This is a genomic window from Streptomyces sp. NPDC048734, assembly GCF_043198675.1.
Taxonomy (GTDB): Bacteria; Actinomycetota; Actinomycetes; order Streptomycetales; family Streptomycetaceae; genus Streptomyces.
Window position 1 is genome coordinate 204,829 of record NZ_JBICUZ010000006.1, and the last position, 16,115, is coordinate 220,943.

General features: G+C 71.4%; 11 protein-coding genes. 3 read left to right on the forward strand and 8 right to left on the reverse strand.

From position 1 onward, the window contains the following. Window positions 1-956: 956 nt before the first annotated feature. Complete coding sequence (locus ACGFQC_RS18185) at window positions 957-2,498, forward strand: hypothetical protein (protein WP_363090555.1); 1,542 nt, start codon at window positions 957-959, stop codon at window positions 2,496-2,498. A gap of 4 nt (window positions 2,499-2,502) precedes the next feature. Here ACGFQC_RS18185 and ACGFQC_RS18190 read toward each other — a convergent pair whose 3' ends face one another. Next, window positions 2,503-3,957, reverse strand: coding sequence for a hypothetical protein (locus ACGFQC_RS18190; protein WP_363090554.1), 1,455 nt, complete (start codon window positions 3,955-3,957; stop codon window positions 2,503-2,505). Between the two features lie 412 nt (window positions 3,958-4,369). Between ACGFQC_RS18190 and ACGFQC_RS18195 the strand changes: the two genes are divergently transcribed. Further along, window positions 4,370-6,091 (forward strand): VanW family protein, encoded by a 1,722-nt coding sequence (locus ACGFQC_RS18195; protein ID WP_363090630.1) that lies wholly within the window; start codon window positions 4,370-4,372, stop codon window positions 6,089-6,091. Between the two features lie 134 nt (window positions 6,092-6,225). On the opposite strand, the gene ACGFQC_RS18200 is transcribed toward ACGFQC_RS18195, so the two are convergent. The 3 genes from ACGFQC_RS18200 to ACGFQC_RS18210 all read right to left on the reverse strand — a co-directional run bounded on the left by ACGFQC_RS18200 (window position 6,226) and on the right by ACGFQC_RS18210 (window position 9,493). Next, complete coding sequence (locus tag ACGFQC_RS18200) at window positions 6,226-7,716, reverse strand: hypothetical protein (protein WP_363090553.1); 1,491 nt, start codon at window positions 7,714-7,716, stop codon at window positions 6,226-6,228. A gap of 380 nt (window positions 7,717-8,096) precedes the next feature. Then, window positions 8,097-8,507: a hypothetical protein gene (locus ACGFQC_RS18205; protein WP_363090552.1), complete on the reverse strand. Its 411-nt coding sequence runs from the start codon at window positions 8,505-8,507 to the stop codon at window positions 8,097-8,099. A gap of 458 nt (window positions 8,508-8,965) precedes the next feature. Further along, entirely contained in the window at window positions 8,966-9,493 is a 528-nt protein-coding gene (locus ACGFQC_RS18210) for a hypothetical protein (RefSeq protein ID WP_363090551.1), read from the reverse strand. 1,347 nt (window positions 9,494-10,840) lie between these two features. Here ACGFQC_RS18210 and ACGFQC_RS18215 point away from each other — a divergent pair. Further along, window positions 10,841-11,062, forward strand: coding sequence for a hypothetical protein (locus ACGFQC_RS18215; protein ID WP_363090550.1), 222 nt, complete (start codon window positions 10,841-10,843; stop codon window positions 11,060-11,062). A 247-nt stretch (window positions 11,063-11,309) separates the two neighbouring features. On the opposite strand, the gene ACGFQC_RS18220 is transcribed toward ACGFQC_RS18215, so the two are convergent. The 4 genes from ACGFQC_RS18220 to ACGFQC_RS18235 all read right to left on the reverse strand — a co-directional run bounded on the left by ACGFQC_RS18220 (window position 11,310) and on the right by ACGFQC_RS18235 (window position 15,956). After that, window positions 11,310-12,041 (reverse strand): adenosylcobinamide amidohydrolase, encoded by a 732-nt coding sequence (locus ACGFQC_RS18220; protein ID WP_393288359.1) that lies wholly within the window; start codon window positions 12,039-12,041, stop codon window positions 11,310-11,312. A gap of 223 nt (window positions 12,042-12,264) precedes the next feature. After that, window positions 12,265-13,455: a DegT/DnrJ/EryC1/StrS family aminotransferase gene (locus ACGFQC_RS18225; RefSeq protein WP_363090548.1), complete on the reverse strand. Its 1,191-nt coding sequence runs from the start codon at window positions 13,453-13,455 to the stop codon at window positions 12,265-12,267. A gap of 6 nt (window positions 13,456-13,461) precedes the next feature. Then, window positions 13,462-14,673 carry a galactosyltransferase-related protein gene (locus ACGFQC_RS18230; RefSeq protein ID WP_363090547.1) on the reverse strand — a complete coding sequence of 404 codons (1,212 nt, stop codon included), beginning with the start codon at window positions 14,671-14,673 and terminating at the stop codon, window positions 13,462-13,464. Continuing rightward, the gene (locus ACGFQC_RS18235) at window positions 14,670-15,956 is read right to left on the reverse strand and encodes an MFS transporter (protein WP_363090546.1); all 1,287 of its coding nucleotides are present in this window, start codon (window positions 15,954-15,956) and stop codon (window positions 14,670-14,672) included. Before ACGFQC_RS18235 ends, ACGFQC_RS18230 begins: the two co-directional genes overlap by 4 nt. Window positions 15,957-16,115: the final 159 nt, after the last annotated feature.

Here is a 16,115-nt window from a genome sequence, read left to right on the forward strand (position 1 = left end):
CCGCGCGGTCGGGACGTGCGGCTTCTCGGAGGTACCGGTTCGCGCCCCGTCGAGCGACCTGACGCGGGCCTGCGTTCGCTCCTGTCTGCTTCTGCTCCCGTGAGCCTCTGCCCCGCGCGGCGGCAGAGGCTCGCGGTGGCTCTTTCCCAGCCGCCGGCCGGGGCAGCCGATGAACCTGGTCGGCCTTCAGATGGACGGCGGGAGTTCCTGGTCCCGAAGCTGTAGCGCCTCCTGCTGTCCCACCGCTGAAATCCGGGCGGCACGGGCGGCACGAGGGCGAGGTGCTCCGCGGCCGACGGACCGCGGCGACCGGGTGGCATCGCAGGGTGGTTCCGATCGACGGCCTTGTTCACCGAAGCGCAGAACAGCCACCTCGTCGCCGGAGCATCCGAGTTGAAGCCGGTCTGCCCGGCCGTCAAGGAGCCGGTAACACCTGGAGGTATGCCTGCTCCGACGCCGACGAGCGCCAACTGAGTGGTCTCGACCTCATCGTTGCGCTTTCCGAAGCGCACACGGGACGGGGCCACCATCGCGACTCCCCGGGAGCGTGGAGGCCACCGGTCGAGGCGTGCGCCTGCCGGTCGGTCACCGTCGTCCTACTTCCACCACGCGCCCGAGGCACGTCGCATGCGGTTCCGGAAACGTGCTGGCACACAGGCTTTCTGACGATCGCTTCGGCACAGCCGGCAGAGCGCCGGGCAGCGGGCGCAGTGCCGCCAAGAGCCACAGCAGGCACCGCGGAACTGAGCTCGGCGCGCAGGCACCTGGCCTGCTGAGCGTCCCGGAACCGATGCCACCACCGCCCTGTGTTCCCGTTGCGGGATGGGCCGGACGGGTGAAGAGTGGAGGTATATCGGCTCTGCGTTCTTCAGGCTCCGCATCTTCTGGAGCCCTCGTCAGCAGGAAGAATCCGCAACGGACGGAACAGCACCGCGCCAAGCGTATCTGGAACCATCATGGCCAGAATTTCTCGGCGACACGTCTTTCACGCGGCCAACGCATCCGTTCTGGCCGCGGCGCTCGCGCTGCCGGCAGGTCTCATGACCGCCGCGGGAAACGCTCAGAGCCCGAACGAGAACCGTGCCGGTGTGCGGGCTCAGACCACGGCTCCTCCGCCGTCCCCTTCGTCTCCTCCGTCCGTACCGATCGATCCGACGGGACCTGCGACGTCCCCCTCCTCACCACCCGGTTCCGCACCGCCGTCCGAACCGAGCGACCCGTCGCAGACCGCGACGTCTCCTTCCTCCACACCGAGCGGGACACCCGACGCGTCGGAGCCGTCAGACCCCGGCGGCACGGACGGCAGCACGGACGGCGACCCCGATGGCGACACGGACGGCGACACGGACGGACAGACGACCGAACCACCGCCGGAGCAGCAGGCGAAAATCGACGAGGCGACGACGACACTGAACGAGGAGAAGGAACAGCTCCCCGAAGACCTCGCCTCGACGGTGGAAACGCTCATCACCGTCATCGACTCGGTCGAGGACCCGGAGACCTCACCGCAGGACCGGCAGGGAGTCGTCGAGAGCGCGGAGAACCTGTCCACGGCGCTGGCGGCCATCAGCGACCGCGGAACACCTCCCGAGCTGCGGAAGGAGTTGACCGCGATCGTGACGCAGGTGACGTCGACACTCGATGCGGTCAACAGTCCGCGGGTGCCGGCCGAACAGCGGTCCATGCTCACCCTGGTGGTCAAACGGACCACCACCCTCCTGGACGTGATCTGCGATCCGCGAACACCACAGGCCGTGCGGGAACAGATGATCACGATCGTGAAAGACACGACCTACGTCGTGGCGAGGAGTCAGGACGAGCCGCAGGCCGGCCCGGCGAACACGAGCCAGAACTCACCCAGGAGCCTCGGTTCGAAGCAGGCGATCGGGAACACCCTGGTGCTGGTGAGTTCCTCTTCGGACATCATGCACGACCGGAGGACACCGCCGAAAGAAAAAGAACAGCTCGCGAAAATCACGCAGCAGGTCAGCGCGCTGCTCAGGAAAATCAGTGACCCCCGGACATCACAGAAGGACCGATCCAGAGCCACGAAGGAACTGGATCAGAAAACGTCTCGCATGAAGGACCAGCAGGAGCGTTCCGCCGACGCCCAGGAGCGTCCGGAGGAGGCACTCGGAAAGGCGGCCGCGTTCTGCACCAGCGCCATATTCGAGTCCACCCCTGAGTCCGCCCTCATGCGAGGGCTGAAGAAGCTGGTTCCTCCTCAGTGGGAGGCCGAAGGGGTCAAGGACTTCTGGAAGGCGCAGGAAAAGAGCGACGACATGCTCGACGTCCTCGCCCAACTGCGGAACGACGAGCACACGCACGGTCCGTTCGAAGTCGCACCGCTCATCACCGCACTCGCCGAGCTCGTGCCGCGCGACAAGCTGTTCGGGAGCTTGGGAGGCTCTGCCGCGTACTGCGAGCAGACTGCCACATACCTTGACAAGGACTTCGACATCACCGTGGGCACCTGGCTCATGAGGTCCGGCGACTGACCGGTCAGACCCCGGCGGATCTCAACAGTTCGGCCGCGGAGACCTCCGAGTCGACCCGGACCGTCGCGGCCCCGTACCTCTCCAGCTCCCTCCTTTCTTCCCGGTAGTCGCCCACTCCGCCATAACTGAAAGGGAAGGAGGAGATCGAAGAGACGAAACGCCCCCCTGGCGACCAGACGGCGGTCACATAACGGGGCTTGCGCGTCACGTTGATGAGATTGTTGTTGTGCCGCACCCTTCCACGGTAGACGAGCTGCTCCCCGCATACCGCAGGTTCGCAGTGGTAGCGCGCCTCGGTTTCTTTCCACGAAGGGTGGGGAGACCTGAACTCCACCACATCGACCCTCCCCCGGTCCCTCCTCATGTACGAGATCTGAAATTCAACACTCACGGTGTCGTACCCGACCTTCCTGGGGATTTGGAACACGCGCTTCATGGCATACTCCTCCCCGACATCGAGTGAATTTCCGGATTCATAGAATCTTCCACTGCTGATGGTGGTGTATTTAAATTGGTCGACGTAGAGCTCGGCCTCTCCGCCGCGTGTCCCCGACCTGTCGACGCTTTCTCTCCACTCCGCCACCAGGTCTTCCTCCCCGTAAGAATACACGGCGATCCTTCCGCGGACCGTGTAGATATCATTGATGATGTACACCGGAATCCCTCCGGTGTTCTTCATGTAGAGCGTCAGCGGGACGTGCACGAAATCAACGGTGTCGTCCTTCCAGGCCTTCCCGAATTCCGCCTTCAGAGTGAAGTGCATGGGAGCGGACGCGGGCTGGTACATGGTCGAGTACGCGAGGCTGACAGCGGTCAGCAGCACCGTGGCCACCACCCCGGCCGCGAATTTCTTCGGCTGCGGCACTCCTTTCCATGATTTTTGGCGCACGAGAAGGAACAGCGCCCACAGGGACCAGCACAATGCGGGTAAGTAGACCAACGTGTAGCGCGTGTACTCCCGCTCCTCCAACCAGAGAAGAAACAGGAGACCGTCGGTGGCCAGAACAATGATCGCCCCCAGCAGGACAATCGCTCCGGAGACCCTGAACTGTCGGCGCCCCCAGTAGTCGAGTGCCGCGATCGCCGCAATTCCCAGCACCACGCCCGAGAGGACGAACAGGAGTCCGGTGATCCGTTGCGCGAAAGTCAGGGCCCCCAAGGCGTCCGGCCATCCGATGACCGCGTTGAAGACCATGGAAGCAAGTGGCCCGGCGACCATGAGGGACATGGTGAGACGCCTTCTCCAGGCCCGGTCGGACCAGGTCCCGCTGCCGCCCCCACGCCAGCACACGCATGCCGGATCATCCAGATCCACGTCCTCGGGGTAGCCGTGGCGGTCCAGCATTCTGCGCAGTTCGGCCAGCGACCAGGCGCTGCCGACCTTCTCACCGCCGATGGTGACGCGGCGAAGACCTCGGCTGTCCGGCGGCTCGACGATGACCCATGGACGGATACTCATGACCTCAGGCTCGAAGCCGCGTCGGCATCGTGCACGTGGAGCTACCCCGTTTGCCTGCGAGCGCGTCGCGCAGCGGTGAGTTCGTGACGTCGAGCGACCGGCCGCCGCTCGAGGCCTCGCTTGACCACCGAACGGACCGGCCTGCCCGCATCCGCAGGGACCACGGCGGCGAACCTGCGCGTCGGTCAGGCCCCGCCCCCTGGTCAAGTGGGTGATCCGGGCGCTGAGCATGTCGGGTGCCGTTGCGCTCATCACTCAGGCCACTGATCCAGAAGGCCCGGTGTGACCTGAGATATACGCTTTGGCGCCGGTTGTGCGTAGCCTGAACGACTGCTCTCGCTCACAGTGCCGCGGCATTGGGTGCATATTCCATCGATCGTTCAGGAGACCTGTGCGTCCCCGAGTGCCCTCCATCCTCCGCATAGCCTCTCTCCCTCCCGTCGCCCTGGCGGGCGGTGCGTCGGCCGTCGGCCTGGGCGGCCTGTATCTCGCCGCGCTGCTGCTCACCGGCGGTGAGATCGAGACGGGTACGACGGTGCGCGGCGTGGACATCGGGGGCCTGACCCGCGAGGAGGCCGCCCGAAAGCTGGAGCAGCACCTGGTGGCGGCCGGCCCGCGGAAGCTGGCCGTGCAGGTCGGCGACCGCAGGGCCGCGGTCGATACGCGGCAGGCGGGGCTCACCTTCGACATCCGGGAGACCCTTGACCGGGCGGCGTCCACCGGTGCCGATCCGGTCAGCGTGATCGGCGGGCTGTTCCCCTCGGGCGGTGACATCGAGCCGGTCGTGCGGATCGACGAGGACCAGGCCCGTGCCGCCGTCGGGAAGCTGGCGGAGACCCTCGATGAGAAGGTCCGCGACGGCGCCGTCTCCTTCACCGAGGGCCGTGTCGAGCAGATCGCCCCGCGCACCGGGTACGCGCTGGACGTGGACGCCGCGATCGGCGCTCTGCGCGCCCCCTTCCTGCGCGGCGCGGCCGACTCGGTCACGGTGCTGCCCGCACACGAGACCAAGCCGAGAGTCACGGCGGAAGAGACGCGACGGGCGGTGCGCGAGTTCGCGCAGCCGGCGATGTCGGCACCGGTCACGCTCTCCGCGGGCGGCAAGCGGTTGACGATCACCCCGGCCGTGCTGGGCGAGTACCTGACGATGCGGCCGGACGACGCCGGCGGACTCACCCCGAACCTCGACAGCAAGGGCCTGCGCGCCGCCCCCGCAGTGACCGGCGTCCTGAACGGTCTCCCCACCACACCCCGGAACGCCCGGCTGGGACTCGAGGGCGAGAAGGTCGTGGTGGCCGCCGACGCCAGACCCGGCACGGAGATCACCGACAAGGCCCTGAGCAAGGCCGTCCTGCCCCTGCTCACCAAGTCGGGCGCCGCCCGCACCGGCGAGGTGACCACGCGGCAGATCCAGCCGGAGGTCACCCGCGAGAACGCGGCACGCCTGGGGCTGACCGAGAAGATGTCCTCCTTCACCGTCGACTTCGAACCGGCCGCCTACCGCACGACGAACATCGGCCGGGCCGTGGAACTCATCAACGGCTCCGTCGTCATGCCGAACGAGACCTGGAGCTTCAACCGGACCGTCGGCGAGCGCACCAAGGCCAACGGCTTCGTCGAGGGCGTCATGATCCTCGACGACCAGTACACCAAGGCGCCCGGCGGCGGTGTCTCCGCGGTGGCCACGACCGTCTTCAACGCGATGTTCTTCGCCGGCGTCAAGCCCGTCGAGCACGGCGCCCACTCCTTCTACATCGAGCGCTACCCCGAGGGCCGCGAGGCGACGGTCGCCTGGGGCAGCCTCGATCTGAGGTTCACCAACGACTCCGGCAAGGCCGTCTACATCCAGGCCGAGTCCACCGACACCTCGGTGACCGTCACCTTCCTCGGCACCAGGAAGTACGACGAGATCACGTCCGTCAAGGGGCCGCGCACCCACGTGCAGCAGTCGGCGAAGAAGGTGAGCACCGCTGAGAAGTGCGTGCCGCAGACCCCGCTCGAGGGCTTCGACGTCACCGTCGAGCGGGTCTTCAGCAACGACGGCCGGGAAGTGAGGCGGGAGCCGTTCCGCACGCGCTACACCCCTCGTGACGAGATCACCTGCGAGGACGGACCGAGCAGGCGTCGGCCCTGAGCGGACAGCCGGACTCCCCGCGTTCCCCTCCGGCGGACGCGGGAATCGGTCAGCCGACCAGGTTGATCAGGCCATCGCTGCCTACCCACCCCTTGGTGCCCTTGGTGATGCCGGACTTGGACCGGTTGCCGAGCTCAGCGGCCGTCGCCCGGGCGGTAGACGCTGAGGTCGCCGTAGGCCGACAGAATGCCGGCCGGGTCGCCGGGTTCGTGCCGCAGAGTGGTGTCCAGGAAGGCGAGAGTGGGTGCGGCGACGGCGCGCGGGCTCCCGGTGCGGCCCAGGGAGCCGACCAGGGAGGGCACGGGCGGCAGGTACAGGGGGCCGTCCATGAAGGTGAGGTGTGCGGCGCCGGGGACGGTGAGCCGGTAGCTCGTCGCGGTGCCGAGCTTGAGGACCTTGGTGAGGCGGGGTACGTAACGTGGGTCGGTTTCCGGGGTGATGGCCTGGGTGAGCGCGAGCGTCGGCTGGTGGAGGGAGGGGGAGGTGGGGCCGTGGGGGTAGCCGTCCAGATCGATGACGGCGTCGAACCGGTGGTCCTGCCGGGCGGCCTGCAGGGCGGCGGCACCACCCATGGAGTGGCCGGTCACCGCGACCAGGCCGGTGTCCAGGCGTCCGGTCAGCGGGCCGGCGATCTCGCCCCGGTCCAGACGGCCCAGTTGAGTGAGGACGAAGCTGAGGTCGGCGGCCCGGACAGCCGTCCAGCCGGCCGCCAGCTTGTCGTCCTCGTCCCGGTCGCCGGTGGAGGTGAGCTCGGTGTTGATCGTTCGGCCGTCGGCGAGGACGACGGCGGCGGAGTCGTACGGGTGGTCGAGGGCGGCGACCACGTAGCCGTGGCTGGCCAGTTCCTCCGCCCAGGCGGTGTTCTGGGTGCGCACTCCGCCCGACCCGGGAGAGAACAGCACCACCGGGAACCGTCCGCCCCCACCGGCCACCGGGGCGTTGAAGACCGAACGGGTACGGGCACGCGGGACGCCGTCGACCAGGAAACCGGGCAGGCCGACCTCGCGGGCGAGGGCGTCGGACACGGTGCGCGCCTCGCGCTCCGTGCGCCCGAGGTACTGGGCCCGCTGCGCGCCCGCGGGACCCCGCCGGGCGGGGTACCAGAGCTGGACCACGACCGTGCGCCGGTCGTGCGGATCGGCGGTGAAGCTCTCGGGACGGCGCGGGTCGGTCCACTGCACCACGCGGGTGCCGACCGCGAAGTCGCCCGACGGCTCGGGGAACACGGGTACGGGGAAGGCCCAGGCGGCCACCGGACCCGTGGCGATCAGGCCGGCGCAGGCAGCCGATCCCGGCAGCGCCAGCCACCATCGGGCCCGCCACGCCGGCCGGCCGCTGCGGCGTCGCAGCAACGGGGAGACGGCGAACGGCAGCGCGAGAACAGCTCCTGCCAGTACCGGCAGCATCTGCCAGCGGGTCCCCGCCACGCCCAGCACGATCGCGGACGGCACGAGAACGGCCCCCGCCGCGATCGTGACGCGGGGGCGGGCGGCGGGGGGAAGCCAACGCGCCACCACCATCGCGACGGCACCCACCAAGGCGAGGAATTCCAGGGGGGACAGGTACAGCCCCGTGATGATCTCGGTCACCCGGCCATCCTCGGCGCAGGGCACGCGCTGCCACATCGGTCCCAGGTCGCCATCGTGTACGACCGAAGTCGCACTCCGAGGCATGTGCCCTGTGCGACCGGAGTCGTATCCAGGCATGTCGCCCGTGCGACCGGAGTCGCGATCGAACACGCCAGGCCGGCGGCCGGACGCGCGGCCACGGGAGGTGACAGGGCCCATCCCGGGGTCGTATCCGGCCACGGTGCCGTCAGACGGTGGACTCATGTGCTCCGCCGGCCCGCGGCCTGCCGTGACAGGGCGGCGGTGCGTGCCGGGCGCGGGGCTTGCGCTCCCCGCCCGGCGCGGCCCCGGCTGTACGCGGTGGCGGCGGCCGCCACTACGACGCCGAACCGGCTTCGCCGAACCCTCCTGCGGCATCGGCCGCTCCCCGTGCGCCGCTACGACCCCGACGGCACGAGCACGCGCCAGAGACCCAGTACGGCCGGCAGGGACGCGGCGCCCGCCACCGCGACGACCAGGCCGGGCGCTGACACCTCGCCCAACGCCCCGCCGCCGGCCGCGAAAAGCCCTTGCAACGTCATGGTCCCGGTCAGCGCCAGCCCGAAGGCCTGGCCTCGGTTCGCCTCCGGCACCGCCTCCAGGAAGCGCCGGGCCAGCCCCAGTTGGTACGCGCCCCCGAACCCGGACACGGCGAGCAGGAGCGCCGCGGTGACCGGTCCGGGCGAGAGCACGAACCCGAGCAGCGGCGCACCGAGCAGCAGTGCCAGCGGCCCGGCCAGCCGTTCCCTTCGTTCCGGGGTGACCAGCCGGCCGATCGCGAGGTCGCCGGCGAGCGTTCCGAGCGCCACGGCGGTGAACAGCGGCCCGGCCGAGCACGTACCGGTCGCCGTCGAGCAGTTCGGACCGATGACCGCCCGTCAGGCGTCCGGGGAAACACCCGGTTCCGTACGGGCGCTGCCGGGGTCCCGTACGCCGTCTTCGGCGGCTGGAACCTCGGTCGGCCGCTCCCCCGTGTCGGCTGTTCCGCCACAGCCACCGCCACCGCCACCAGATCCGGCTGCGGACAGCGCACCCGGCCGAGCACGGCACGACCATCCGCGTCGTGGTGGAGGACCTCGCGCAGGGCACTCCTGCTCAGGCCTGAGCACGCCGAGCGGGACGAGCCGGCCCACGCCGGAGGTTGCGTTGTCCGTTCCCAGCGTGGGCGGCGGCTCCCGAGCTCGGTTCGCGCAGGTGGCCGCGCCTGCGCTCACCGTGCCCGGGAACCGTGCGTGTCCGAGACGCGCGACCGGCGCCTCGGTACCTGTCAGCGGTTGTTGTGCAGGACGAGGTTGAGCTTCGCCCAGTCCTTACCGCCGTTCTCCCCGTTGCGGAGCGTGATCTCGCTGACCGTCGAGGTCTGACCCGCGGGGACGTACCGGTTGAAGTTGTACTCGGCGTCGAGGTCGGTGTTGGTGTCGTTCGTGCCCTCGTAGAACCGCAGGGTCACGTGGACCATGACTCCGCCGGTGGCGTCCGTCTCCGCGGACACGTGCTTCTCCACACGGATCTCGCCCCCGCACGTGGTCTCCCACCACACCGACGGCGTGCGGACCTCGTTCACCCAGCCCTCGGAGGCGACGTTGCCGTTGCAGTACGTACCGGCGGCGAAAATGCCCTCGTCGTCGCGGATCGTGTAGGTCCCGGTCAGGGCGATGTTCCGCCACACGGAGGCCGTGACCGCGTTACCCGCCGCAGGCGGGGTGGCAACGGCAGCCGAAGTACCCGCCACCGTCAGGCCGGCGGCGGTTGTGACTGCGGCCAGCATCCCGATGGCCTTGTTTCGTATGGACATCTCTTCCCCCTCGTTGTCGTGACCGAATGCGCCGAAGGCGGCTCGCCGCCATCGACCAGGTAAAGAGTGCCGCGACCGGCCGGCACATCCCATCCCAGATATGTGGGGGATCCCTCGCCGCCGACGCTGTGGGGCTCGTGATCATCCCGCTGCGGCACCAGGCCGGTCGGATGTCGTCGTCCGTGCCCGCGGTCCCGCTGCGCCGGGATACGGCCGAGGACGCCGAACCACCGGTGCTGCGGCACGAGAATGCGGTGCTGCTGCGACGGCGACTCGGCGGTCCGGTCCGCTACGAGCCCGCGGACCGGTTCCGGCCGGTCGCGCCGTCGTCACTGCCACCGCGCCCGCGCAGGTACCGAACCCGGCGAGCACCCAGCCCATCCCTGAGGCACCCCGGCCACGCTCGTCGGCGAGCGAGGAGTGAGACCGCCTCACTGATCGTTTCGGGACGAGACCCGTGGCAGGCCCTTGCAGACGGGCCGCACGAGGGCGAAGTTCTGCGGGTGCCGGACGGTCCGGTACCTGATGACCTGCGGGAACGCATCGCCGGATACGCACCGGTCTCCGCCTCGGCCTGCTTCGACTCGTCTGCAGCACCATCTGTTCGAGACGCCTCCGAACCTCATTCCGCAACGATCAGCCGGGCGGTTCGGCCTTCGAAGCCCACCGGGCGACGAGCGTCCTGCCCGGACCCGTAGGACAGTGAGAACCATGAACCGTCACCGACGTCCGCCCCGACGGGCTCCGTGGATCGCGGGCGGTGCCGTCATGCTCGTCCTCGGCGGTGTCGGCGTATGGGCCTTGGTGGCGCAGGACGGCGACAGGCCTCGTCCGGAGCCTTCACCCTCGACCGACTTGTCCCTGCCGACGCTGAGCCCCCCGCCGACGCTGAGCCCTCCACCGACCTGGACGCCCGAGCCGGAGACGCCGAGCACGCCACCACCGGCAGCGTCAGAGTCTCGTTCGACCGGGTCGACGCCCGCGGGCACACTCTCGCCCGCACCGACAGGGGCGGACGGTACCCGTCCGGCCAAACCGCCCGCCGAGCGGTCGACACCCGCGGACGGGACCGGGCCGCGGCAGCCGTCCGCACACCGGCCGACGTCCCCCCCGACGACGGCGAAAGGGACGGCGACGGCCGACGCGTCCACCGGCCGGACGAGGGAAGCGACGTCGGACGCGTCCACCGGCCGGACGAGGGAAGCGACCCCGGCGCACACCCGGCCTGCGGCACCCGAAGCCTCGACCCGGCCCCCGCGAACCGTGACGACACCAACACCGGTACGGCCGTCGAGGCCGTCGACACCCGCACCCGCCGCCTCCGCCACCACTCCCCCGCCCGAGCCGGTGACGCCGACACCGACGCGCGGCGGCACCAAGCCGGCGACAACCACGTGGTACACGTCCACGACGGCGGTGGCCGCCGCTCGGCGGATGGCCGTGGCGGGGACGGTCGGTGACCCGGTGTGCTCGATGGCGGCCGTGGGGCGGCCGGACCCGAGCCTGGTTCCGCAGGGCGGCCGTATCGGCATCGGCCACCACGGCCACTACTGGTGCCTGATCTGGTAGGGCGAGGCGGCCCCTGGCCCTGTCATGTCGGCCCTCGCCCCGTCCCCGTCCCCGTGCCCGGCCGGTGTGCCGGTGCGGACGGTGACCTGGACGCTGCTGCCGCGGCGACCCACGAACGCCACCTGGACGGCCGTGGGTCCTCGCGGTCACCGGCACCGTGGCGCCTACGCCCTCGCGGGTCCGAGACGGTGGCCGGTCCGGGCCGCCGTGCGCGTCCGGTCAGGCCGCTGCACGTACGGTGCCGCCGTCACGGTTCGCGGGTTCCGGCGGGCGGGGCGACGGGCCGGGGCAGTGCGGCGAGGACGGCGCGGTGCACGGCCCGTGCGAGGCGTGCGCCCCACAGCGACCGCGGTCCCGCGAAGGCGTGCACGTCCTCGCCCGGCCGGGGCACGCGGGCGGCGACGCAGACGGCGTCGGTCGGTGTGCCGGAACAGTCGAGACCGGCCTCGACCAGGGCCTGCACCTTGGCCTCGGTCGCGGTGGCGACGGCGTTGACCAGCGCGGCGTCGCCGAGGGCCACTGGAATCGTCGCGAGGACGTTGATCGTGCCGGGCGCGAAGGAGCCGTTCGTGCCGGGCGGGTCGGCGGGCGCGGCGGCCCACCCGCGCACCTCGATGCCGGCGGTGACGAGGGCGTCGACGCCGCCGTCGGCGGCGTGGGCGTGTTCCGCGACGTCGGCCGCCGTCATCAGGCCCACGCCCGCACCGGTCAGACCGGCCGCGGTGGCGACCTGCCCCAGGTGCTCGGCCGGGTCGAGGCGCCGGTAGCCGTGGCGGACCTGGGCGTTGAGGACCCAGAGCCGCTCCCCCACTCCCCCGCCGAGGACGGCGCTGCTGACCATCCGCCATCCCGGGCCCGCCCGCCACACCAGCGCCGACAGTTCCCCACCGTCCTCGAAGCGGCTCAGCCGTTGCACGGTCAGTCGCCGTGCGGTCGGGGTCGGCGGCAGGACGGCGCGCTGCACAGGGGCTCCTCGCATGGGCGGGCATGACCTGCACATGCTACGAACCGGCCCCGTCGCGAGGACGGCCGGTGCGGCACTCCGCGGCGGCGCCTTCCACGCCGGGAGGCGCCGGTCGCCCCGCTCGCCGCCTCGGGAACGCCGGCCGCGCCGGGGACGACCGGACACCGGCCCCGCTCCCCCCGGCGTTCCCGCCCCCCGCCGGACACCGGGGTCCGGCGGGGGCGGGTCTCCCCTGAGGCTACGGTCCGAGAACCGCGTCCACCGCTTCGGTGAACCGCTCCGCGACCCGGGTGATCTCCTCCCGGGAGGAATGGACCGTCGCTCCGAACCCCGCGCCGAGGTGAGCGTCCGACACCCCGACGGAGAGGGCCACCGCGCGGGCCAGGCAGTCGTCCGTCCGGGGCATCGCCCCCGGCCGCAGGTCCTGTCCCCCCGGGCCGGCCGTCACTGCGGCGAGCTGCCGCATGTTGCCGTAGTAGTGCTGGCCCGACTCCAGCAGGGTGGAGGTCCCCAGCGCCGAGGCCACCGCCCGGGCCTCGGCCGCCCGGTCGAAGAGGTGCACCAGGAGCGTGCCGCACTCCCCGGCGGGGTCGTGGAGCGTCCTGCGCCTCACTCCGTCCCGTACCGGGATCGCCTCCGCCAGCCGCCGCTTGACCTCGCGGGTCCGCGCCAGGACGGCCGGCAGCTTCTCCAACTGCGCGCAGGCGACGGCCGCGCACAGTTCGGGCATGCGCAGGTTCAGTCCGAAGAGCGGCTCACCCGCTTCACCGTCCGCGGGGTAGCGGCCGTGGTCCTTGTAGGCATGGGCACGCCGGTGGAGGTCCCGGTCTCCGGTGAGGACGAAGCCTCCGTCGCCGCTGGTGATCACCTTGTAGGGGTTGAGCGAGAAGGCCCCCGCGGCTCCGAAGGTGCCCAGCGCCCGTCCGCCGTACGTCGCCCCGCAGGCCTGGGCGGCGTCCTCGACGAGCAGCAGGCCGTGCCGGTCGGCGACGGCGCGCAGCGCCGCGAGGTCGCAGGGCGCTCCGAGCATGTGGACGGCCATGACGGCCCGGGTGCGCGGGGTGATGCGGCTCTCGACGTCGGCCGGATCGAGGGTCAGGGATTCGTCGATCTCCGCCAGGACGGGTGTCGCGCCGGAGTGCACGATGCTCGCCATCGAGGCGATGAAGGTGTAGGCGGGCACGATCACCTCGTCGCCGCGTCCGATCCCCACCGCTGCCAGCACGGCCAGCAGGGCGGACGTACCGCTGTTCACCGCGACCGCGTGCTCGGCGCCGAAGACCTCACGGGCGGTGGACTCGAAGCGGCTCACGAAGGTGGCGCCCTGCGGCCTGCCGTAGTCGAACCGTGTGCGGTCCCAGTTCTTCAGGACCTCCTCGACGTTGGCGCGCTCCTCGGGGCCGAAGTGTGCGTATCCGGGACCGGGCATGCGAGGTCACCTCCCGTGGCCGGCCGGGGTGCGGCCGGGGGCGAACCGGCCGGGATCGCCGATGGGGCGCTCGGGGCGCCAGCTGAGCATGGGGATGTGCGCGTTGAACAGTTCGCCGTCGTCCTTCGTCGCGGGAGCCGGCGGGTGCGCCAGGTGCAGCAGGGTGTCGTCGTAGCTGTCGAAGGCGGTGTGGAAGTCCATGCGGTAGGCGAAGTCGTTGTCCTCTCCTCCCCAGCCCTCGTACCGCTCGTCCATGCCGCCGATGCGGTGGAAGGCCTCGGTGCGCACCCACAGGCAGCACCCCGGGGGGCGACGGAGCACGAAGCCCCGCAGCTGCGCGACGTCCGCTTCGGCCTCGCCCCGGAGCACGCGGCTGCGGATGGCCGTGGCGGTCGCCTCGTCGGTGAGGTTGAGCATGTTCCGGTACGTCAGGTGACCGCTGGTGCCCGGTCTGCGGAACCGGTCCGCGTTGCGGGCGACGAAGTCGCGGTCCGCCAGCACGTCCGCGTCGAGGACGCAGATCGCCTCGGCCGTGCCGGCGCTCGACACGACGCCGACGTTGACGGCCCACGACTTGTTGAACAGTCCGGCCTTGGGGGCGAAGACGTAGCGGTCGACATGGGGCTCGACGGCGTGCCGCCAGCGCGGTTCGCTGTCGGACTCCACGACCGCGATGCGGTAGCGGTCGCGCGCGTACGACTGGTCCGCCAGTGCCGCGAGGCAGGCCAGCAGGTTCCGCAGCCGGAAGCCACCGGTGTCGCGGTCCCGGAAGGGGACGACGATCAGGATCTCGGCGTCCGCGGCGGCGCGCCCGGTTCCGGGTGGCACGGCGAGGAGTGTGTCGACGTCCACGGGATCGGCTCCCGGGGTGTAGGCGGCCCCCAGGTGGTGTCCGAGCCTGTTGACGCCCTCCGCCTCCCAGGCGGCGGCGAACACCGCGTCGGTGGCGGGGCCCTGCGCCCGCGGGGCCGCGAGGGCGGCGCACAGCCTCCGGTGCGGGCCGGGGTCCGCGGGCGCCGCCGAGAGCTCTGCGGCCGGCCCGGCGATCCCGGCGTCGGGATGGGCCACGGCCGCGTCGGTGACGCGGTCCAGGTACGGTCTGGCGGCCTGCCAGTAGAGCAGACAGGCCCGGCGGGCCTCGGGATCGGCCGCCACGACGATGCTGTCGGCCACTGCCGTGGCCAGGACGTGGGGGTCGGTGGCCATCAGGCCTCTCATCGGTGTCTCCTTCGTCGGCCGGTTCGTCGGCCGGGGTTCCTCGGGGGTGGGGCGGTGGCTTCCGCCGGGGGAGTCACGGGTGCGGAACGGGGTGGCCCGTGTGCGTGGCGTACGGCCTGCAGCAGGCCGGCGGCGACGAGGGCGAGGAGGGGGACGAGGTACAGGGCGGCCGGCAGTCCCCACACCCGGGCCAGGGTTCCGATGACGGGCGGTCCGGCGAGGAATCCCACGCCGCCGACCGCCGTGACGGCGGCGATGGCCCGTGCGGACGCGCGGCCGTCCAGGTGGCCCGCGGTCTCGACGGCGGCGGGCACCACCAGCGACAGGCCGATCCCCAGGACGGCGAATCCGGCGACGGCCGCTGCCGGCCGAGCGCTCGCCAACGCTCCCGCGAAGAGCACCGCCGCGCCGGCCGCGCCCCAGGCCGCGGACCGCAGGGACCCCCAGCGCGCGGTCAGGCGGTCGCCTCCGAGGCGCGCCGCCGCCATGGCCGCGCTGTAGGCCGCATAGCCGAGGGCGGCGTATCCGGTGCTGCTTCCCAGGTCCTCGTGGAGGTGGACCGCGGCCCAGTCGGCGCTCACCCCCTCGGCGGCCAGTCCGCACAGACAGGCCAGGGCGAGCAGGACCACCGGTGCGCGGCGGGCCGGTGGGGAGGGCGGCACCGCGCGATCGGGTGGACCTGAGGGTCCCGGCGGGTTCCCGGACCGTCCCAGGAGCACGCGGCCGGCGGCCAGGTTCGCCGCGCCCAGGACCGCGCCGACCGAGGCGAAGTGGACCGTGCACGTCACCCCGTGCGCGGCGAACCACGCGCCGGCTGCCGCACCCGTCAGCCCGCCGAGGCTGTAGGCGGCGTGCAGGGAGGACATCACGGAACGCCCGGCCGCCCTGCCGACCTCCACGCCCTGCGCGTTCATGGCGACGTCCGTCACGCCGAGCAGCACGCCGAAGACGGTGAGAGCCGCCCCCAGGGTCCACGGGTCGTCGGCCAGGGCCAGGAGGGTCGGCGACGCGCAGGCCGGCAGGACGCCCAGGCGGCACAGCGGGGCACTGCCGTGGCGGGTCACGAGAGGCCCTGCCGCCGCCTTGGCCAGCAGCGCTCCGGCGGCCATGGCCCACAGGCACACGCCCAGGCCGGCGGTCCCGACGCCCGTCCGTTCCTTGACGTCGGGAATGCGCGAGGCCCAGGACCCGAAGAGGACACCGCCGGTGAGGAAGACACACGTCAGGGCGGCCCGCGCGTCCCGTACACGCCGGTGGTGCCCGAGGGCCGTCGGTCTGAGCATCACACCCCGTCACGTTCTCGGATGGTTCGGCGCCCCCTTCCCCGCGGGGGGCTTCGGCGGCGCCGCTGGGAAACGTCCCCCGGGACTCCGGGAGCGAACCGGACCGGATAATGCAGGAAGTTGATGTTCCGGAAGAAGAACTTCCTAGGTCGGGAACGG

Excerpts from the sequence above, each read along its gene's own strand:
- ACGFQC_RS18225 (WP_363090548.1), bottom strand. The coding sequence starts at position 13,455 with ATGCCCGGTCCCGGATACGCACACTTCGGCCCCGAGGAGCGCGCCAAC.
- ACGFQC_RS18230 (WP_363090547.1), bottom strand. The coding sequence starts at position 14,673 with ATGAGAGGCCTGATGGCCACCGACCCCCACGTCCTGGCCACGGCAGTG.
- ACGFQC_RS18220 (WP_393288359.1), bottom strand. The coding sequence starts at position 12,041 with ATGCGAGGAGCCCCTGTGCAGCGCGCCGTCCTGCCGCCGACCCCGACC.
- ACGFQC_RS18200 (WP_363090553.1), bottom strand. The coding sequence starts at position 7,716 with ATGTGGCAGCGCGTGCCCTGCGCCGAGGATGGCCGGGTGACCGAGATC.
- ACGFQC_RS18235 (WP_363090546.1), bottom strand. The coding sequence starts at position 15,956 with ATGCTCAGACCGACGGCCCTCGGGCACCACCGGCGTGTACGGGACGCG.
- ACGFQC_RS18185 (WP_363090555.1), top strand. The coding sequence starts at position 957 with ATGGCCAGAATTTCTCGGCGACACGTCTTTCACGCGGCCAACGCATCC.
- ACGFQC_RS18210 (WP_363090551.1), bottom strand. The coding sequence starts at position 9,493 with ATGTCCATACGAAACAAGGCCATCGGGATGCTGGCCGCAGTCACAACC.
- ACGFQC_RS18190 (WP_363090554.1), bottom strand. The coding sequence starts at position 3,957 with ATGAGTATCCGTCCATGGGTCATCGTCGAGCCGCCGGACAGCCGAGGT.